This window comes from Clostridium sp. (genome assembly GCF_036781005.1).
Lineage (GTDB): Bacteria > Bacillota > Clostridia > Clostridiales > Clostridiaceae > Clostridium_B.
Genome location: NZ_DAIQBT010000014.1, coordinates 1 through 20,232, shown reverse-complemented (window position 1 = coordinate 20,232; position 20,232 = coordinate 1). Strand labels below are relative to the sequence as shown.

Annotated in this window: 26 protein-coding genes; 24 read left to right on the top strand and 2 right to left on the bottom strand. The window is 29.2% G+C overall.

Translation table 11 applies throughout. The features are described from left to right. Positions 1-26: 26 nt before the first annotated feature. Positions 27-560: a bifunctional pyr operon transcriptional regulator/uracil phosphoribosyltransferase PyrR gene (pyrR, locus tag V7Q02_RS07570; RefSeq protein ID WP_333860401.1), complete on the bottom strand. Its 534-nt coding sequence runs from the start codon at positions 558-560 to the stop codon at positions 27-29. A 185-nt stretch (positions 561-745) separates the two neighbouring features. After that, the gene (locus V7Q02_RS07565) at positions 746-2,491 is read right to left on the bottom strand and encodes an Rqc2 family fibronectin-binding protein (protein ID WP_333860400.1); all 1,746 of its coding nucleotides are present in this window, start codon (positions 2,489-2,491) and stop codon (positions 746-748) included. A 156-nt stretch (positions 2,492-2,647) separates the two neighbouring features. On the opposite strand from V7Q02_RS07565, the gene dapF reads away from it, so the two are divergent. From dapF to V7Q02_RS07445, 24 genes are all read left to right on the top strand, one after another. Beyond that, positions 2,648-3,472, top strand: a complete 825-nt coding sequence (gene dapF, locus V7Q02_RS07560) for a diaminopimelate epimerase (RefSeq protein WP_333860399.1) — start codon at positions 2,648-2,650, stop codon at positions 3,470-3,472. Next, positions 3,472-4,557 (top strand): hypothetical protein, encoded by a 1,086-nt coding sequence (locus V7Q02_RS07555; RefSeq protein ID WP_333860398.1) that lies wholly within the window; start codon positions 3,472-3,474, stop codon positions 4,555-4,557. The genes dapF and V7Q02_RS07555 overlap by 1 nt, the downstream gene beginning before the upstream one ends. 126 nt (positions 4,558-4,683) lie before the next feature. After that, a complete protein-coding gene (locus tag V7Q02_RS07550) occupies positions 4,684-6,180 on the top strand; it encodes a GspE/PulE family protein (protein ID WP_333860397.1) in 1,497 nt (498 codons plus the stop codon). A gap of 145 nt (positions 6,181-6,325) precedes the next feature. Continuing rightward, positions 6,326-7,390 (top strand): type II secretion system F family protein, encoded by a 1,065-nt coding sequence (locus V7Q02_RS07545; RefSeq protein ID WP_333860396.1) that lies wholly within the window; start codon positions 6,326-6,328, stop codon positions 7,388-7,390. A 43-nt stretch (positions 7,391-7,433) separates the two neighbouring features. Continuing rightward, on the top strand, positions 7,434-7,835 hold the full coding sequence (locus tag V7Q02_RS07540; protein WP_333860395.1) for a type IV pilin protein: 402 nt from the start codon (positions 7,434-7,436) through the stop codon (positions 7,833-7,835). A 30-nt stretch (positions 7,836-7,865) separates the two neighbouring features. Next, entirely contained in the window at positions 7,866-8,321 is a 456-nt protein-coding gene (locus V7Q02_RS07535; protein ID WP_333860394.1) for a type II secretion system protein, read from the top strand. Next, positions 8,287-8,793, top strand: coding sequence for a type IV pilus modification PilV family protein (locus tag V7Q02_RS07530; RefSeq protein WP_333860393.1), 507 nt, complete (start codon positions 8,287-8,289; stop codon positions 8,791-8,793). Before V7Q02_RS07535 ends, V7Q02_RS07530 begins: the two co-directional genes overlap by 35 nt. Beyond that, positions 8,762-9,259, top strand: a complete 498-nt coding sequence (locus V7Q02_RS07525; protein WP_333860392.1) for a ComGF family competence protein — start codon at positions 8,762-8,764, stop codon at positions 9,257-9,259. Before V7Q02_RS07530 ends, V7Q02_RS07525 begins: the two co-directional genes overlap by 32 nt. A 56-nt stretch (positions 9,260-9,315) precedes the next feature. Then, complete coding sequence (locus tag V7Q02_RS07520) at positions 9,316-9,660, top strand: hypothetical protein (protein ID WP_333860391.1); 345 nt, start codon at positions 9,316-9,318, stop codon at positions 9,658-9,660. 3 nt (positions 9,661-9,663) lie between these two features. Next, the gene (locus V7Q02_RS07515) at positions 9,664-10,401 is read left to right on the top strand and encodes a hypothetical protein (protein WP_333860390.1); all 738 of its coding nucleotides are present in this window, start codon (positions 9,664-9,666) and stop codon (positions 10,399-10,401) included. A 50-nt stretch (positions 10,402-10,451) separates the two neighbouring features. Then, the gene (locus V7Q02_RS07510; protein WP_333860389.1) at positions 10,452-10,895 is read left to right on the top strand and encodes a hypothetical protein; all 444 of its coding nucleotides are present in this window, start codon (positions 10,452-10,454) and stop codon (positions 10,893-10,895) included. 33 nt (positions 10,896-10,928) lie between these two features. Next, positions 10,929-11,339: a hypothetical protein gene (locus tag V7Q02_RS07505; protein WP_333860388.1), complete on the top strand. Its 411-nt coding sequence runs from the start codon at positions 10,929-10,931 to the stop codon at positions 11,337-11,339. Between the two features lie 491 nt (positions 11,340-11,830). Next, on the top strand, positions 11,831-12,907 hold the full coding sequence (locus tag V7Q02_RS07500) for a M24 family metallopeptidase (protein WP_333860387.1): 1,077 nt from the start codon (positions 11,831-11,833) through the stop codon (positions 12,905-12,907). 251 nt (positions 12,908-13,158) lie between these two features. Further along, positions 13,159-13,716, top strand: coding sequence for an elongation factor P (gene efp, locus V7Q02_RS07495; RefSeq protein WP_333860459.1), 558 nt, complete (start codon positions 13,159-13,161; stop codon positions 13,714-13,716). A 39-nt stretch (positions 13,717-13,755) separates the two neighbouring features. Next, positions 13,756-14,154: a CD1247 N-terminal domain-containing protein gene (locus tag V7Q02_RS07490; RefSeq protein WP_333860386.1), complete on the top strand. Its 399-nt coding sequence runs from the start codon at positions 13,756-13,758 to the stop codon at positions 14,152-14,154. Positions 14,155-14,276: 122 nt separating this feature from the next. Continuing rightward, positions 14,277-15,203, top strand: a complete 927-nt coding sequence (spoIIIAA, locus tag V7Q02_RS07485; RefSeq protein WP_333860385.1) for a stage III sporulation protein AA — start codon at positions 14,277-14,279, stop codon at positions 15,201-15,203. A 2-nt stretch (positions 15,204-15,205) separates the two neighbouring features. Continuing rightward, on the top strand, positions 15,206-15,724 hold the full coding sequence (gene spoIIIAB, locus V7Q02_RS07480) for a stage III sporulation protein SpoIIIAB (protein ID WP_333860384.1): 519 nt from the start codon (positions 15,206-15,208) through the stop codon (positions 15,722-15,724). A gap of 65 nt (positions 15,725-15,789) precedes the next feature. Beyond that, a complete protein-coding gene (spoIIIAC, locus tag V7Q02_RS07475; protein ID WP_333860383.1) occupies positions 15,790-15,987 on the top strand; it encodes a stage III sporulation protein AC in 198 nt (65 codons plus the stop codon). A gap of 9 nt (positions 15,988-15,996) precedes the next feature. Further along, complete coding sequence (gene spoIIIAD / locus V7Q02_RS07470; protein ID WP_333860382.1) at positions 15,997-16,380, top strand: stage III sporulation protein AD; 384 nt, start codon at positions 15,997-15,999, stop codon at positions 16,378-16,380. Positions 16,381-16,389: 9 nt separating this feature from the next. Beyond that, on the top strand, positions 16,390-17,595 hold the full coding sequence (gene spoIIIAE / locus V7Q02_RS07465) for a stage III sporulation protein AE (RefSeq protein WP_333860381.1): 1,206 nt from the start codon (positions 16,390-16,392) through the stop codon (positions 17,593-17,595). A 15-nt stretch (positions 17,596-17,610) separates the two neighbouring features. Beyond that, entirely contained in the window at positions 17,611-18,207 is a 597-nt protein-coding gene (gene spoIIIAF, locus V7Q02_RS07460; RefSeq protein ID WP_333860380.1) for a stage III sporulation protein AF, read from the top strand. Between the two features lie 15 nt (positions 18,208-18,222). After that, positions 18,223-18,870: a stage III sporulation protein AG gene (gene spoIIIAG, locus V7Q02_RS07455; protein WP_333860379.1), complete on the top strand. Its 648-nt coding sequence runs from the start codon at positions 18,223-18,225 to the stop codon at positions 18,868-18,870. A gap of 95 nt (positions 18,871-18,965) precedes the next feature. After that, a complete protein-coding gene (locus V7Q02_RS07450) occupies positions 18,966-19,517 on the top strand; it encodes a SpoIIIAH-like family protein (protein ID WP_333860378.1) in 552 nt (183 codons plus the stop codon). Positions 19,518-19,681: 164 nt separating this feature from the next. Beyond that, entirely contained in the window at positions 19,682-20,074 is a 393-nt protein-coding gene (locus tag V7Q02_RS07445; RefSeq protein WP_333860377.1) for an Asp23/Gls24 family envelope stress response protein, read from the top strand. Positions 20,075-20,232 lie beyond the last annotated feature (158 nt).

Sequence of the window (20,232 nt, the reverse complement as noted above, 5' to 3'; positions counted from 1 at the left end):
AAACACTCTCCGTTATTCTTAAAGCTTTAAACTTCATATATTTTTACTGAATTACAGTTATCTATTTCTGAGATTTCCACAGATATTATCTCATCTCGAGATGTGGGAATATTTTTACCTACATAATCTGCTCTTATAGGAAGCTCTCTGTGACCTCTATCTATTAACACAGCTAGCTGTATTAACTTTGGCCTCCCAGAATGTATGATTGCATCTATTGCAGCTCTTGCAGTTCTTCCAGTATAAATCACATCATCTACCAATATTATTTTTTTGTCTTCCACATCTATTGGGTGAGATTTTTTTATAAAAGGCTGATCAGATAACCTTACCAGGTCATCTCTGTAAAGACTTATATCTACACTTTCTACCTTTAACTTGAGTTTTTCAATTTTATAGATATTTTCTGATATTCTTTTTGCAAGAGGATATCCCCTTCTTTTTATACCTACAAGTACTATATCTTCTACACCTTTGTTCTTCTCTATTATCTCATGGGATATTCTAGTTAGAGTTCTATTCATAGCTTTTTCATCAAGTATAAGTGCTTTTAATTTCAATTGGCTTCACCTCCTCAAATTGTATTTTAATTAAATAAAAAAGCCCCTCCCAAAAGGAGAGGGCATAAAAGTACCTGTTTAAACTACCTTATGACCTCACGGGATCATTTTAAAGGATATTAAATTTCTAATTAATTATAAGATAGTTTATGGGTGATTGCAAGTTTTTCGTGAATTTTTCAATTTTAGTCTACCTGGGTAATAGAAGGTTTTTCAGGAGTAATATATATGGTTTTGTTGGAGTAGTATATTACCATTCCAGGTTTGGCTCCATTTGGTTTATGCATATTTCTAACCTCTGTGTAATCCACAGCTACTTTTGAAGAGTTTCCGGCTTTGCTGTAATAGGCAGCAAGATTGGCAGCTTCCTCTAGAGTTTTGTCTGGAACTTTACCAAAATTTTTTACTATTACATGGGAACCGGCAGTGTTTTTAGCATGAAGCCATAAATCTCTTTTATCTGCAAATTTTAAAGTAAGATAGTCATTTTGCAGATTATTTTTACCTACATATATTTCTATGCCGTCACTTGAGATAAATTTTGCAGGTTTAAAGGTTTCAGTTTTTTTCTTATTTGTTGATTTTTTGAATTTAATATATCCTGTTTCCATAAGTTCTCTTTTTATTTCTTCAAGGTGATCATAACTATCAGAATTTTTTATATTTATAAGTACAGAATTTAGATATTCAATTTCTTCTTTAGCTATTTTTAATTGTTCTTTTGCTGCTTTTTCTGTTTTCTTTAGTTTATTGTATTTTTTAAAATAACTTTGAATATTTTCAGAAGGTGTCTTGTTCATATCTAATTTTATGGTTATATAGTCTAATGTATTATTGTAATAATTTTGAACTTTTATTTTGGAATCTCCTTTGTGTACATTATAGATATTTGAAGTAAGCAGTTCTCCCTGTAGTCTGTATATATCTTTGTTTTTACAGTCCTTTAAGTTATCTGTTAAAATCTTAATTTTTTTATTACATCTTTCCAAATTTACATGTATTAATTTTTGCATATCAGAACTTTTACTGTTTAATCTGTCGGTTTTATCCTTTTCATAGTAAAAATCATCTATGAGTTTGGAGGGAGTGGAATAGTGCACTTCCTTGCAGTCTCTTAAATAGTTCAACTTGCTGCAGTAGAAGTCTTTCATTTTTCCATCCTTCATATAATAGGCAAAATAAAACTCATTATTTTTAAATTTGGAAAAAATTTTGGTACAGAAGCCATGTAAAACAGTTATAGTTGATTCCTTAAAAATATCCAGTTGGGATAGCTTTAGTTCACACAGCATGTAATATATTTCCTTTGAAAAAGAAGTACTTACACCTGTAAATATTTTAGAAAAGCACCTATTATCTAAGAATTTCATGTTTTGGAGCATATGCTTAAAATCTTCTCTGTTATAGCAAAAAGGGTTTAATTTATTAGAAATAGGTGGAAAAATGTATTTAATTCCGGGAAATAGGGATCTAATAGAATTAACTTCCGGTGTTATATGTTTTATACTGTCCATAATTAAGGCATCTTTTTTACGAACTAAAGTTATATTACTATGTCTTCCCATTATTTCTACAACCAGGGTATATATATTATCAAAGCCCAATTCATTTAAGCTTTGAAAGTCTAAAAATATTACTCTGTCTGTATCCAATTGAGATATGTTAATTAATTTTGATGAATTCAAATATTTTCTTAAAATCATACAAAACATAGGAGGCTGTAGTGGATTTTTTTTGTTTTTATCTGTAATATGTACTTTAGGATAGATTGAACTGGAGCTTATTAATAATTTATAGGTTATTTTTTCATTTCTGATAGTTAATATTATTTCGTCTTTTTCTGGTTGATTTACTTTTTCAACTTTTCCTCCCAGTAGTTTTAATTTCAATTCCTGTAAAATACTGCGTATAAAAATACCATCTAAGGCCATAAGGTTCATCCTCTCATATAGTTGTATATCTAATAGATTATACCATTTTAAATTTTTAAAATAAAGTTACAAAATTATCATTGATAAAAGGTTAATACAGTAGTAAACTTAATTTGAAATATTTAGTGTATTTTTATGGGAGGGCGAAATAAAGAGATGAAATTTACTAAAATGCATGGAACTGGAAATGATTTTATAGTCATTGAGGATAGAGAAAATAAATTTTTAGGAAAAGAAAAGGAGCTTGGCTTAACACTTTGTAATAGACATTTTGGCATAGGGGCAGATGGCATATTGATAGTGAGAAATAGTGATATTGCACCTGTTAAAATGGTGATTATAAACTCAGATGGGTCCTATGCCTCCATGTGCGGAAATGGAATAAGATGTTTTGCAAAATATGTGTGGGAAGAAAATTTAGTGAAAAATGAAGTTTTAAAAATTGAAACAGGAGATGGGATAAAGGAGGCTTTTTTGACTGTAAAAGATGGAAAAGCAGAGGAAATTACCATTGATATGGGAAAGCCTTCCTTTGTTCCAGAGAAGGTGCCTGTTCAGTTAAAAGAGGAGGTTATAGAAAAAGAAATAAAAATTAATGATAAAAAGTATAGTATAACTACCTTATTCATGGGGGTTCCTCATACAGTTATATTTGGAGCTCTTAAAGATTATGATGTAAATGAAGGAAAATATATTGAAAAATATCCAATATTTACTCAAGGGACCAATGTTAACTTTTGTGAAGTTGTAAATAAAGAAGAGGTGAAGGTAAAAACCTGGGAAAGAGGTGCAGGACCAACTTTAGCCTGCGGTACGGGAAGTTGTGCTTGTGTTGTGGCTGCTAATAAAATAGGTCTTACAGGAAAAAAGGTAAAAGTTTCGGTACCAGGGGGAGTACTGATGGTAGAAATGAAGGATGGTAATAGTGTGTTTATGACAGGTCCTGCAGTAATTTCTTTTAAAGGGGAATATGATATTTAATGCAATATTTTAAAAAAGTTGTACTTTTTATAATACTGTTTATTGTGAATGTTACTTTGACTGGATGTATTAATAAAAGAGAGGATGAAACTGAAAAAGTAGAAATGCCCAGCTATTCGACCACTATTGTAACTGAAAGTGATAAAAATAAAAAAAAGATATATAATTTGGATAATTATGCTCTATATGAAAATGGAACAATGGATAATGCCTCTCAGGTATTATATAACAAAGAAAAAAAGATATATATATATTTAGTTTGTAAGGAGACATCAGGACAATCTGCTGGTAATGAAATAGTAGTAATAGATAATGGAGTTAAAACTAAAATTAAAGATTTTTTTTCTGCCATGGATATAAAATTAAATTCTTCCGGGGATAAAATAGCCTATAGAACTTTTAAAGATGATTCGCCAGCTAGTGCACAAGGCATGAAGGTATATGATTTAAAAAATAAAAGTTATATTAAGCTTAACTCCAGGGTATTGGTTTCAGGCAGTTTATATGGATGGCTTGATGATCACAGAATAATTTATTATGGTAGTGTGGAAAATAAAAAAAATTCTGACAAAATATATGTATATGATTTAAATACTTCAAAAGAGCAAGTTTATTTAGAAAATACCAGAGGATATTGTATTTATTTTACTTCTTTAGGAGATAACTTGCTGCTTCTTTCAAGAATGGGAGAGAATTTATATTTATACTATTATGAAGATAAAAATAAGAGTTTTAAGCTTTTGAGTGATAACTTTGGAGAAATATATAAATCACTGTCAGATAAAGAAAATGGAAATATATTTTTCTTTGCAAGAGTGAACGAGGAGGATACCGCATTATATAAATTCAATATAGGCAGCTATGAATTAAAAAGGATTACATATGATTTCCCTCAAAATATGAAAATTTCCTCGGAAATGTCTAGAGATGAAAAAGGAAATGTGTATTTTGTGGGATTTGAAAGTGAGGAGAGCAGCGGAGATATATTTATGTATAATGTATATAAAAACTCTGTAAGTATTATATCGGATCATGAGGCAGACTACAATATTTATGGAGACGGAAATAAAATAGGATTTAATTAATAATAAAAAGTACTGTGAAAATTGATTTACTGTACTTTTTATTTTTTAATTTTAAAATTAATGTTTAAAAAGGTATATATTGGACATAATTTCAGCCATACAAATTAATAGAAAGTGAGAGGTATAATGTTTTCTGTGGAATTAGAATATATAAATGTGGAAGATGTTGTTTTGGACACAGAAATAGTTAAAAAGATACCAGAGGAAATTGCTAGAGATAATTGTTTGATAGCTTTAAAGAAAGTTAATGAAAAATTTATAATAGTTATAGGTAAAAATTTGAATTTTTCATTAATAGAACAACTAAAATTCATGTTAGGTAGTGAATTAGTATTTTTTAAATCAAATCAAGAAAAAATATATCAATTAATAAATACTTATTATTGTAGACAAAATTTAGATCTTGCCTTAAAAGACATAAAATTTCATGAAGACATTTCGGAATTGACTATAAACTTCACATCTTACGATAATAAATTTCAAAATTCTCCAGTGGTAAAGGCCATCAATTATATAATAGATAAAGCCATAGATGAAGGAGCAAGTGATCTGCATATAGAGCCCTTTCAAGATAGTGTAACTATAAGGATGAGGATAGACGGCATAATAGGAGAGTATATTAAAATTCCCCTAAATATATATCCGCTTTTATGTGTAAGAATAAAGATAATGGCAGATATGGACATAGCAGAAAAAAGAATGCCACAAGATGGCAAGATAAAATATGTTAAACAGAAATTAAATTATGATTTAAGAGTTTCTACACTTCCTACTATATATGGAGAGAAGATAGTTATAAGGATACTATATAAAGATGAAGGCATAAAACATTTAAGTAATTTGGGCTTTTTAAAAGAAGATGAAAATAAAATAAGAAAAATGGTTTCAAAAAGTCACGGACTTATTTTAGCAGTGGGTCCTACTGGTTCTGGCAAATCAACAACATTATATTCTATCTTAAATACTATAGATAAATGTAAAAATAATATAGTAAGTATAGAAGATCCTGTGGAATATACTATAGATAATATAAATCAGGTAAATGTAAATAGTAAGATAGGACTGGATTTTGCAAAAGGACTTAGGAGTATACTAAGACAGGATCCGGATGTAATAATGCTTGGAGAGATAAGGGATGAAGAAACAGCACGTATAGCTATAAGGGCAGCAGTAACAGGGCATTTAGTTATAAGTACACTTCACACAAATGATGCTTTTGAATCCATAGTGAGACTTAAGGATATGGGAATAGCGGAATATTTTATTGAGGATGCATTATTAGGGGTAATATCCCAAAGGTTGGTTAGAAAAATATGTCCTTATTGCAGGAGTGAATATAAACCTTCATTTAGGGAAATTAAAGAATTGGATTTGCTTTCTGCGGATGTATTGTATAGAGGAGAAGGATGCACAAAATGTAATTATACGGGATATAAGGGAAGAACAGTGGTTTATGAAATAGTCCATAGGGATTATATTGAAAAAGGATGTTTGAAAAATAATATTTCTAATATTAGAGAAAAAGCCAGGGAATCAAATATGGTTTCACTTAGGCAGAATTGTATTGGACTTATTAAATCAGGAATTACTACTTATGAAGAGTTTTTAAGAATAAATTTTTAGTGAAAGCAGGTGATAAAATATAATAAGGTATTGGGCACTTGATAGAAATGGTAAAAAGATTAAAGGGCATTGTGAAGAATTTGAATTTAAAAGGATTACACAGGACTTAAGGGAAAAAGAGTATTTCATATATAAGCAGGCTTTTGTGAAAAAATATAATAAGTTTTTATTAAAAAGAACAAATGTATTAGATATAAGTATTTTATGTAGTCAATTAAGTCTTATGTTAAATACAGGTATACCCTTGTTTAAGGCATTTGAAATCTTGGAGATTCAGTACAATAAAAGCAGGCTTAAAAGAGCCTTAAAAACTGTAAAGGAAAATGTTATAAAGGGAAACACCCTATATGAAAGCATGAAGAAAGTTAAAGATATATTTCCCCAATTTATGATTGAGACTATTAAAATTGGGGAGGAAGCAGGAAGATTGGAAGAAATATTGGGAAAATTATCTTCCTATTATAAAAAACAATATAACATAATGTGTGCCATAAAGAATGCACTTGCATATCCCTTGTTAATATTAATAACCAGTATTATTGTAATGGTATATTTGATGACTAGGATAATCCCTCAATTTGTAGATATTATACTGTCTCAAGGAGGAGAAGTGCCTTTTTTGACTAAAATAGTAATATATGGATGTGAATTTTTAATACATCATCATGTAAAGATATGTATAACAATGATTTTAATAACAATTTTGTTATGGAAATTTAGTAAAAATTATCAAGTGAAAAAAACTTTAGAGAGCATCAAAATAAAAATTCCTCCTTTGAAAAAAATATATACAAATTTGATCATTTTTAAAATATGTTCTTCTATGTCCATACTTATCAAATCAGGAGTAAATGTAGTTAAAGCTTTAAAGATTACAGGAGGATTGTTGGAAAATAGTATTATGAATGAAAGAGTGGAACAGTGTGTAACATGTATGGAGCAGGGAGAAAGTATGTATGGTGCCTTAAATAGGTTGCAGATAGATGACAGCATATTCTTGTCTCTTATTAAAACCGGAGAGACTACTGGAAAAATGGAAGAAATATTTTCAAGTCTTGAAGAACTGTTTGAAAACGATATAAATAGGTATTTTAAGAGATTGACCAAAGTTATAGAACCGGTTGTAATAATATTTTTAGCTTTATTTGTGGGAATATTTGTCATGGCAGCTCTTATGCCTGTATTTAGTATAATGGATACTACTTTGTAATAAGTATTTTTATTAAAAAGAAAAGAGGTGAAATAGGAGAAAGATGAAAGTATTTAAAAAGGAAAAAAAGAGGGGATTTACCCTTATAGAACTTATGCTGGTGGTAGCTATAATTTTAATTCTTTTAGGATTTCTGATCCCTAAATTTTCCTCATATCAAGATAAGGTAAAGACCACCAAGGCCATAAATACAGCTAAGCAAATTCATACGGCGGCTATGGCTAGTTATGGGGATAATGAAGGAAACTTCAATGAGGAGGATGTTAAAGAGTATATATCGGAGCTTACTTCTGCAGAAGATCCACAGGTTGAGGAAGGTTCAAGTGATACCCAGTGTATAACTGTAAATTATAAAAGTGATGAGAATACTTATACTTTAGAAATAGATGCAAAGGATAATTCCTGCAGGGTAAAGGATGGAGAAAAACAAATATATCCTAAATAGGTTAAATTCGTTTTAAGGAGATAAATTGTAATGTTTAACATTAAGTCAAAAGCAAAAGGATTTACCCTTATGGAATTAATTTTGACAATAGCTTTGTTTTCTATGCTTTTAAGTTTTAGTTTAATTAATATGGGAGGTTTTAGCAGCATAAAAAATAGAATAGATGTTGATTTAACTGGCAATAGAATTATAAATTTTATAAATAACTCAAAAATATACTGCAGAGATAAAAGTAAAAAAAGTGGATACATATACTTTAATGTAAAAGATGGGATTATAACTTTTAACAGCGGTATGGAAGAAATATTGAAAATGGAGTTACCAGAAGGGTTTATTTTAAATCAAGTAAGTAATGACAATAAAATAAAAATAGATAACCGTGGTATAACTGCAGATGCTTGCAGCATAAAGTTTAAAGATAGAAAAGGAGAGATACATTGTCTTACCATGTGTGTTGGAACATCTTATGTGGAATTTAAATACTAAAATGAAATATAAACTATGTTTAAAAAAAAATAGAATATCAGTTAAAGCAGGATTTACTCTAATTGAAGTGTTATGTAGTATGACAATTCTTTCAATACTGTTTATGACAGCCATCTCTATACAATTAAATTCAGTTAAAGTTAGAAAATATAACAAAGATTTATATAATTCCATTTTAATCATGGAACATATCAAAAATAATATTATTTATAATTGCAGTTATGATGAAATAGTATATTTAAATAATATGAATAAAAGATATATAAACTGCAGTAATTTAAATTTCTATAGCATTAAAGAAAATAATCTACTTGATTTGTTTTCAGAGGCAGTACCTGACAAGGAACCCTATATTGTTTTAACTGTGTCACAAGGAGAAGTTTTAAAAGTAAATTTACGATTTTATAAAAATACATATGGCCGTATAAAAGTTCAGGAGTGTGAGTTCTATAAGGGAAACTATAAAAAATAAAACAAAGATTAAAAAGGGATTTACAATTATAGAAGTAATTGTAGTTTTATCATTAATAAGCATAACAATCAATATCCCAATAATTGTATTTTCAAAATACATGAGGTTACATAGGGAAGAAATAAATTATAGCAGAGAAAGTTTCTATGTAAGTGAGGCATTTACCATAATTGAAAATGAAATAAAAAATGCAAAATATATAGATATAAAGGATAATATGATAATTTTAAAAAGATATGACAATAAAGGATATGATTATATAAGGGAAAATAAAGGCACTTCAATTGTAATTTCCTATGGGGCCATTAATTCATCTAATGTAAATAATATATTAAAAAATATAGAGTATTTTAACTTAGAAAAATATAGAAAAGTATTTTATGTATCTATAAAGATGAAAAGGGGTGAGCCTTATAGAAGATGCTTTGCCATAGAAAGGGAAAAGGTAAGAAAGGGTTCATATTAATATATGTGTTGTTTATAGGATGTATCTGTATTCTTATTTCACTTGGATGTTACAGCATGGAAATGAATATAAGGTCTAATGTGGTGGATACATATAAGCAAGCTTTTAAAGTCAATGTAAAAGATAAATATAAAGAATACCTTTTAACTGAATTAAATCAGTATATATGTGAAAACATATTATGTAATACAACTAATATAAAAGAGTATATGAATTCTTTAGATGACTTTAAAATATATTTTCAGGAATCCCATGTATATTATGATAAAAATATAGATTGTTTCATTATTGAGTATGTAATTGATGGGACCTTTTACAAACAGGAAACTTTTGAATATGAAATAAAGGATAAGGATGTGATATTTAGCTGTATAGATTATTCTTTTAGGAAAGGAGATTAAATAATGTGGCAAAAAGCATTTTTAGAAGTAGGGGGGAAAAATATAATTTATAGAGAAATATGTAGAAAAAATTTTTTTGTAAACTTATTTGATAGAAGTAAGAAGAAAGTTGTTTCTTCCAATAAACTTCAGGATATCAAAGTCAATTTGAAAAATAAAAGGGTATGTATATTGGCCCATGGAGAAGAGATATATATAACATACATGGATTTGCCTAAAATGAAAAGGGAAAGTCTTAATGAAGTTGTAAGAAATGAATTAAAAAGTAGATTTAAAAATATGGATAATATAATGTTTTATTATGAAATAGCAAAGCGAAGTAAGCATAGCTTGGGGCTCATTGTTTATTGTATGAATTGGAGTAATATGAACCTGGCAAAGGTGTGTAATGATAAGGGAGGTAACATTAGAGGAATAATGCCTGTTCAATTTTATATCTGGTCAAATTATAAAAATAAATTGGGAAAAGAAAATTATATATTTACCTTAATTAAAGATAATACACTATATCTTATGGCCTGTGAAGGCAATAAGGTTGTATTTAATAATGTATTTAAAAATATAATCATTAAGGAAGAATTTTTGGGAGTCTTGGAGCAATTTAAATTTAAATTAAATATTTTAATTCCTAAAATTAGGTTTTCTACTATAGTTTTTGTAGATTTTTTATACAAAGACATAATAGAAGATTTATGTAAAAATTATGTTTGCAAAGATTTGGGTAATTTTAGTATTAAATAGTATATGATAAAAATTAAATATATATGAGTTTAACAGGGGTAATTTTAGTTATGAAAAATATGTATTTTTTACCGTATTGGTATGTGCAAAATAGAGAAAATAAAATAAATAAAAAATTAAAGTTTTTTGTTTTAATAATGCTGATTTTTAATATTATATTATTGAATATGTATTCAATAAACAAAGATAAACTCCTTAGTTTAGAAAATAAATTAAAAGAGCATACTTCCATAGTAAAGTCCTATCATAGTAAAGAAGATACTGTTAAAAGTTTCATGAATTTTTATGATTACATAGATGAAGAAACGAATTTTAAAAATATAAATATTGAGAATAAAAACATAGAAATGGATATGGTGGGCAGTGAACAGCAGTGTTTTTCTCTCATTGGAGATATTGAAAGTTCCAACAAGTTTGTGGTAAGAAGTTTTAATTCTTTGGGAAATGACAGGGAGAAGAATTCCATATGGAAAATAAATTTACTTTTAAAGTGATTTTATTTAAATTAATTAAGGGGAATATTAACTATGAATAAGGTAAATAATTTATATAGAGTTGTTATAATATTTTTAATTTGTATAAGTGGCATACTTTTGGTAAAAAACCATAAAACTATTTCCCTTATAGGGTATGAAAATAATAAACTTCAACTGTTGGAGAAAAAAGAATTTAAAAAAAGTTATAAGATAGATTGTTCGGAAGTATTAAAGGAATTAAATGGTATAGAAGGATTTAATATTATAAATTTTACAAATTATAAGGGTGACAATTTATTTCTTAAGGCTGAGATAATGGGAGATAAAAACAAAGTAAAAAGTATTTTAACACACATCAAAAACAATGATAATTTTTATAATATATCAAGTATTGAAATTCAAAGGGAGGAATTAGATAATATAAAAGTGACAGCAGATATAAAATTTGTTAAAAATAAGTAGTAATTTTTGAGTTTATAGAGGATACACAATATATAATTCCATAGGGTATAACAATATTTAGTATGTGTTATTTTAATATGACTAAATAATATGTTTGCAAATAATCATCAATTTTGATAAAATAACATTGTTTAAAGGTAATACTATAGGGTTGTTTGCACAGTTTTTTCATATAATTTATAATATAGAGTTGGATGCATTTGTTGTCATTTGGTAAACATTTTTTGGATTTTCAGAGGGAGTAATAAAGTCCCATATGTATCAAGTGATTCTTAGGCTCAGGTGGAGTTTGCTTGTAAAAATACCTTTCTCTATCTGAGTCTTATTGACAGTATTCTTAGTGCCTTTAGCACTTAGGATACGTTACCTTTAGGGGACTTATCTAGGGGTGTAGCAGTGCTTATGTCCACTTTGAAAAAGTGGGAGGCGTTAGCAATTGAAAACCTTGGGATAAAAATGATATTTCCTATTGAAGAAAAGGGGTTATTTAAGTGTTCAAAAAAAGAATTGACAAATTGAGAAAAGCTATGGCTGAAAATGGCATGGATGGAGTTTTATTGGTAGGAGATGCTAATAGAAATTATTTAAGTGGGTTCACAGGAAATGAAAGTTTTTCTGTTATAACTTGTGATAGAGCTTTTTTTATAACTGATTCAAGGTTTACAGAACAGGCTGTACATCAAGTTAAGGATTATGAAGTAGTGGAATATGGCAAAGGTATTTCTTTTATAGACTTTCTGGAGAATTTGTTAAATAAAATAGATGTTAAAAGAATTGGATTTGAAGAAAATGTGATTTCCTATAGTGAATATAACCTTTATACCAGTAAATTGCAGTGTGAGTTTGTTCCCATGAATGGAATTATAGAAAAATTAAGAACAGTAAAAGATGAATTTGAAATACAATCAATACAGAGAGCAGCTGACATTGCAGATAAAGCTTTTGAACATATAGTGAAATTTATAAAATATGGTATGACAGAAAGAGAGATAGGTCTTGAGTTAGAATTTTATATGAAAAAATTAGGGGCAAAAGAATTGTCTTTTCCATCTATAGTTGCCTCTGGCACAAGATCCAGTCTTCCACATGGGGAGGCAACAGATAAGGTTGTAAATAAAGGGGAGTTTTTAACATTAGATTTTGGATGTATATTTGATGAGTACTGTTCTGATATGACAAGAACAGTTGTAATAGGCGAGCCAACGCAAAAAATGCTAAAAATATACAATATAGTGTTTGAAGCCCAGCAATTAGCCTTGAAAGAATATAAACCTGGAATATCTGCAGCATATGTGGACAGTATAGCTAGAAGCCATATAGAAAGAGAAGGTTATGGAAAATATTTTGGTCATAGCTTGGGACATGGAGTTGGAATGCAAATTCATGAAGCACCTACCATATCATCTAAGAATAAGGATAAATTAGAAAAAGGTATGGTAGTTACAGATGAACCGGGAATATATATACCGGATTTTGGAGGAGTTAGAATAGAAGATTTACTAATTGTTACAGAAGAAGGAGGAAGGGTTTTATCAAAGTCTTCAAAAGAATTAATATGCATAGGATAATTATATAATATTATATTATATTTATTATAATTAAGTAAAATTTGAAAAAGGTCGAATAAGAATAAGAAAGGGGTTAAAGCCGTTGTATCAACATTTTATATGTTGATTATGTAGGGTGATGTACATCCGAATTTATGTCCTTGGAGTGTAAGACCACACCGAAATTAGCCGATTGCTAAATCGATGCATTATGAAGAGGAAAGTAAACTTGAAATTTATGTGATGTAAGTTTACATAACGGCATGAATATAATGATATCAGCAGGAGATTTAAGAAAAGGAACTACTTTTGAGCAAGATGGACAAGTGTATACAGTAGTGGACTTTCTTCATGTAAAACCAGGCAAAGGAGCAGCATTTGTAAGAACAAAACTTAGAAATGTCATAACGGGATCAGTTACTGATACTACTTTTAATCCCAGTGCCAAATTACAAGAAGCAGTTATAGAAAGAAAAGAAATGCAGTATTTGTACTCAGATGGAGAATTATATTATTTTATGGATCAGGAAACTTTTGAGCAAATTCCATTAGAACATGCAAAGGTACAAGAAGCAATAAAATTTTTAAAAGAAAATATGTTCGCTATAATAAAATTTTATAAAGGAGAGGCATTTTCTGTTGAAGCTCCAAATTTTGTTGAACTTCAGGTAACCCATACAGAACCAGGAGTTAAAGGAAATACAGCTACAAATGTATTAAAACCGGCTACTCTTGAGACTGGGGCAGTTGTGTCAGTACCTATATTTGTAAACCAGGGGGAAACTATAAGAGTTGATACAAGAAGTGGAGAATATATGGAAAGGGTTTAGGAAATACTAATGGCAAAATAAATTTAAGGATGTGGTATCATGCATTCTATTATATCTAAAGTATTTTATCTTAAGGGTTTAGTAGATGGACTTAAAATTGATAAAAGCACTAATGAGGGAAAAGTCATCATGGAAATTGTAGATGTGCTTAAGAGTATAGCAGAGGAAATTGAGAATATATCTGAAGACCATAAGGATATGAGATCTTATATAGATTCCATGAATAAAGATTTAGCAGTTCTTCAAGATAATTTATATGATGATGATTATGAAACTTATAAAGATGAAGGAGAAAATTTTGAGGAAATTCAGTGTCCCAATTGTAATGATATGGTGTATGTAGATAAGGATATATTGGAAAAAAGAAAAGAATTAACATGTCCTAATTGCCATAACAATATATGCATTAAAAATGATAATTTAATAGATAAAGAATAATTACGGTTTAATTATAAAAAAATGCCACTAAGATTTACAAAATCTTAGTGGCATTTTTATTTTTTTATTTATGTGGAATAATTCATGGGAAGTAAAAATAAAAATTATATAAAAGAAAGGAGATGAAAAATATAGATACTAAAGAGATTTTAAATATTATACCTGAAAATTTGAAAAGATTCATAGGAGAGTTGATACAATCTCCTGATTTGCAAGAAATAAGGATAAGGGCCAATAAACCTTTAATAGTGCAGCTGGGAAGAAAAGAAATTGTAGTTCAATATATAGCTAGATTAGAGGATTTAAAGATTATAGTTCAGAGAATGAGTAATTATTCTATTTATGCTTTTGAAGAGGAAATTAAACAGGGTTATATAACCATTAAAGGAGGACATAGAGTCGGCATATGCGGAAGATGTGTCATAGAAAGGAATGAAGTAAAAACTATAAAAGATATTGCATCTATAAATATAAGGATATGCAGGGAAATTATAGGCTGTTCTGATTCTATGATGAAGTTTATTTTAAAAAAAGATGAAGTAATAAATACTATAGTAATTTCTCCTCCTAAATGTGGAAAAACTACTCTTATAAGAGATATTGTGAGAAATATTTCTCAAGGAGTAAAAAGCTTGGGAGTTACAGGGAAAAAAGTTTGTGTGATAGATGAGAGAAGTGAGATAGGAGCTTGTTTCAATGGAATTCCTCAATTAAATGTGGGTATGAGAACGGATATATTAGATGGCTGTCCTAAAAGTCAGGGTATAATTATGGCCATCAGAAGTATGTCTCCAGAGGTTATAGTTTGTGATGAAATTGGAGCTTATAAAGACATGGATAGCATTTTGACTGCTTTAAATTCTGGAGTGAATTTAATTACTACTATTCATGGGTATGGAACAGAAGACTTATATAACAGGCCTGTGTTTAAAAAAATAGTTGAGAACAAGGTATTTAAAAGAGCTGTAGTATTAAGCAGTAGAAAAGGAGCAGGTACAGTAGAATATATATATAATTTTTCAAATGATTCTGTAATATGGAGGCCATAAAAATGGTGAAATTTTTAGGGTGCATTATGATATTAGCTGCATGTACGGGAATAGGTATTATATATGGGGAGAGTTTTAAAAAGAGAGTGAAACAGCTAAAGGAGATACAAAGGTGTATATATCAGCTTCAAAATGAAATAATATATACTCACACACCTTTGCCAGAAGCTATCTTAAATATTTCATGCAAAAGTGTAAATCCTGTTAAAGATATATTTAAAGACATTTCCTGTATGCTTGAGAAAAATTCTGTTGATAGTGTATATGAAGCCTTTAGTTATATATTAAAGGTTAGACAAGACACTTTAAATTTAAAGAAAGAGGATAAGGCTGCTTTGCTGGATTTATCTAGAACTCTTGGGGAGTCAGATGTGGAGGGACAGAAAAAAATGTTTTCACTGACACTAGAAAATATAAAAGAACAAATAGAAACTTCTCAGATTTTAATGAATAAGAATTTAAAGATGTGCAGGAGTTTGGGTTTTTCATTAGGAGCTGTGATAGTAATAATTTTAATTTAAATAATTTATTTATAGTTTTTACGGCTTCTAGGTAGCTAATGGGAAGGAAAAGGGGAGATAATCAAATGATGGACATAAGTTTAATTTTTAAAATAGCAGGAATAGGTATAATTGTTATCCTTATAAATAAAGTTTTAGAAGCTAGTGGAAAGGGAGATTATGCAGTGGTAACCAATTTAGCGGGAATTTTAATTGTACTTATGATGGTAATAGACCTAGTAAATAAATTGTTCAATACAGTTAGAACTATGTTCCAACTTTAGGAGAAAGCCATGGAGATAATTAAAGTAGTAGCCTTTGCATTTGTTGCGTTGTTTATAGTATTGCTGTTTAAAGACAAAAGAGATGATATAGCAGTTTATATAAGTATAGTTTCCGGAGTTATGATATTTTTGTTTATGGTAACCAAGATAACAGCTATACTACAATTTATACAACAGTTGGCAGCTAAGGCAAATATAAATTTTATTTATTTAACCACTGTGTTCAAGATACTTGCCATTGCATATTTAGCCTCTTTTTGCAGTGAAATATGCAAAGATGCAGGACAGGGCAACTTGGGAGCAAAAGTTGAGTTTGCAGGTAAAATTTTGATTCTAGTACTTGCAATTCCTATACTTATGGCTGTATTACAGTCAATTTTAAAGATTATGTAGGTGTTAATTATGAAAAATATTATATTGATACTAACTATAGTTCTATTAGTATGTTTTAATGTACAAGCTTTTGATACAAACACTGTAGTAACAGATGCACAAAATAAAATAGCTATAGAAAGTACCAAAGAAAATACTTTGAAAGATATAGAAAATAGTGATAAAGAGCAGATAAATCAATTTTATGATTATATAACAAATATGAAGACAGAGAATGAGTTGTTAAAGGATGTAGATGTAAAATTATATGTGAAAGATTTTTTAAAAAGTGGAGAAGGGGGCATATCATTAAAAAAAATTTTAAGTGCCATAATGTCCTACGGGATAAAAGAACTAAAAGCATCCTTAAAGTTATTAATGCTCCTAGTAATAATATCTATTATATGCACTCTCCTCACCAACCTGCAGAGGGCCTTTAGCAGTGAACAATTATCTGACATTGCATATTTCGCCTGCTATTCACTTATTATAATAATAATGTCAAAGAGTTTCTATATAGGTGTAGATATAGCCAAGTCTGCTATAAATCAAATGACAGGCTTTATGGTGGCACTAATACCTGTGCTTATAACTTTAGTGGCTTCTGTAGGGGGTTTTGTAGAGGCAGCGGTTATGGATCCTGTTATAATAGGTGCCATAACTGTAAGTTCAAATTTGTTCATGTATATTATAATTCCTGTGATATCCATGTCCTTTGTACTTCAATTTGTGAATAATTTGTCTTTAGATTATAAGATAGATAAACTGACTAAACTTTTAAATCAAGGGGCACTTTGGACTCAGGGGATTATAATGACTATATTTATAGGTGTAATAACTATAAGGGGAATTACTTCAAAGACCATTGATCAGGTTACAGTCAAAACAGCTAAGTTTGCGGTGGATAACTTTGTACCTATAGTAGGAAAGAGCCTTTCAGATGCCATATCTACTGTGGCAGGATACTCGGTATTGTTAAAAAATGCATTAAGTAGTTTGGGACTTGTAGTAATTATAGCAATGCTTTTATTTCCTATAGTCAAGCTTATAATTATGATAGTCCTGTATAAATTAACAGCAGCCCTTATAGAACCTATAAGTGATGGAAGACTGGTAAATTGTATAAATTCTGCAGGAGATTCTCTCATACTTATAATGTCTTGTTTAATATGTGTATCCATAATGTTTTTTATAATGATATCAATTGTAGCTTCAGCGGGAAGAGTTATGATATGAAAGGGGTGATGTATCATGATTGAATCCCTTAGACAATGGTTAATAGCTATATGTACAGCTATGTTTTTTATTACTGCCATAGAAATGCTTCTGCCAGACAACAGCATGAAAAAGTATTGCAGATTTGCGTTAGGACTTATATTGATTACAGTGTTTATTAACCCGTTGGTAAAAGTATTTAATAAGGATTTTGATATAAATAGTTATACTGCAAAAGCCATAGAGAGCTTTGAAGAGAATGTTAAAAGTGAAAAATCCTTAAAAGATTTTAATGAATATAAGGAAAAAAGCAAAAATGACACCATAGAAGCTTTTGAAAATAACCTTAATTCAAGTTGTGAAAAAAGTCTAAAGGAAAAGTATCCGGATGAAAGTTATAAAGTAACAGTAGAAGCTGATTATGATGAGGAAAGCAGTACTGTATGTATAAAAAATGTGAATGTAGAAATTCAAAAAGGCAGTGTGGAAAAAGTAAAGAGAATAGATATAAGTGGTAAAACTACTTCTGCGGGTAATTTTAGTGAAGAAAATAGTGGGCAGTGTGATAAGATAAAGAATTACTTAAGTAAGGAATTGGATGTATCAGAAGATGTGGTACATATAAATTCTTAATGAGGGGGGTTAAGTTTGAATTTTAAAAAATGGTTAGAGGAACTTTTAAAAAAAGATAACAAAAAAAATTCCAATGATAGAAAGAATATTATGAATTTGGTAATCGTATTTCTGGCAGGAATTCTCATAATTATAACTATAAATTTTTTCAGTGGTTCTAGTGAAAATACATACAGTAATTTAAACAGTAATAAAAGCAGTAGTACAGATAATACCAAAGGAGATACTGCTGGAGAATCTGCTTCAGAAGATAAAGATGATTCCCGTGATTATGAAGAATCCATACAAAACAATTTAAAGAATACTTTACAACAAATAGATGGAGTAGGAAAAGTGGAGGTTATGATGAGCTTTGAAAGTGGAGAAGAACATGTACCTGCAGTAAATGTAAATGATACAACCAACAGCACTGAAGAGAAGGATAATGAGGGAGGAACTAGAAATACTACTCAAAAAAATAATGGTAGTACAGTGGTTATTACAAACAATGGAAGTAAATCAGAACCACTTATAGTAAAGACATATAATCCTAAAATATTAGGAGTATGTGTGGTAGCAGAAGGGGCTGAGAATAAAGTAACTGAACTTAGGATATCAAAGGCTATAACTGATTTGTTTGGATTATCTGAAGATAAGGTAAATGTATATCCTATGAAAAAGTAGTATATAAGTCTACCTTTAAGCATATAATTTTTTAGAGTTAGACATCTTGGGATAAATAATAAATTAAAGATGTCTTATATAGAGGGGGAATTAAAATGAATAAAAAACAGGCAGTTATAATTGTGACTCTTTTGGCGTTAATAGTTTGTGTAGGAGTAGTTGCCACAAAACTGAATAGCCCTATAAATTATGTAAATGGCTTAGATAACAATGAAAGTGGAAACAGTACAGTATCATCATCAAGCAGTACTAAAAGTAAAAGTACAGAGTCTAATACTGCACAGTCTAAAGATAGTAAATCTCAGTTTTTTGAAGAAACAAGACTTACAAGAGATCAAAAAAATGCAGAGACTCTTCAGACTTTGAAAAATTTTATAGATGACCAGAATGTATCCCAGAATAATCGTGCAGATGCTGAAAAAAAATATACTGCCCTAGCTATGAATGCAAATTATGAAATGAAGATAGAAAGTACTTTAAAAAGTAAGGGATATGAGGATGCCATATGCTCCGTAGAAAATGATAAGGTTAGAGTAATAATTAAAAATAAGGAAAAGTTAACGGATAAAAACACACGGGAAATAAAAGATGTGGTTATGAGTATTTCTAAAATGCAGGATGTGGAAATAGAAGTGAAAGAAAACTAGAATTTTAATATTAAATGCAGTAAGGATAGTTACATAATATATATAACATATGTGAAAATAATAATGAGTTAAACATGATGAAATTAATTGTAAAAAAAAAATTCATTTGATATAATGTATCTAATGTTAATCTTTCCATGATGTGAAATCTAGGAGGTGCAGTTATGGAAGAAAATATGAATAATGAAGTTAACATGGGTATTGTAAAAATATCTGATGAAGTTGTAGGTGTAATTGCAGGTCTTGCTACTACAGAGATAAATGGAATAGTTGGAATGAGTGCCAGCCTTGTAGGAGGAATTACTCAGATACTAACGGGAAAAAAGAATTTATCAAAGGGAGTTAAAGTAAGTGTAGGAGAGAATAATGCAGCTATAGACTTATTTGTAGTGGTAGAGTATGGAGTGAGGATTCCAGATGTGGCTTTAAAAGTCCAACAAAATGTAAAAAGGGCAGTGGAATCTATAACCGGATTAGAAGTTTCAGCTGTAAATATACATGTGCAGAATGTTATGATTTCTAAGGCAGAAGAAAATGATAATATTATGGAAGAGTAAAAATACTAACACCCTCTTATACCAAGAGGGTGTATTAAAGTGCTTGTATATTTGCACATCTGACCTACGGACACCTAATATCCATATAAAGGGTAATTAAGACTTGTAGAAAAAAATATTCTGAAAATAATAAAAAACCACCAATTCATAGTATAAAA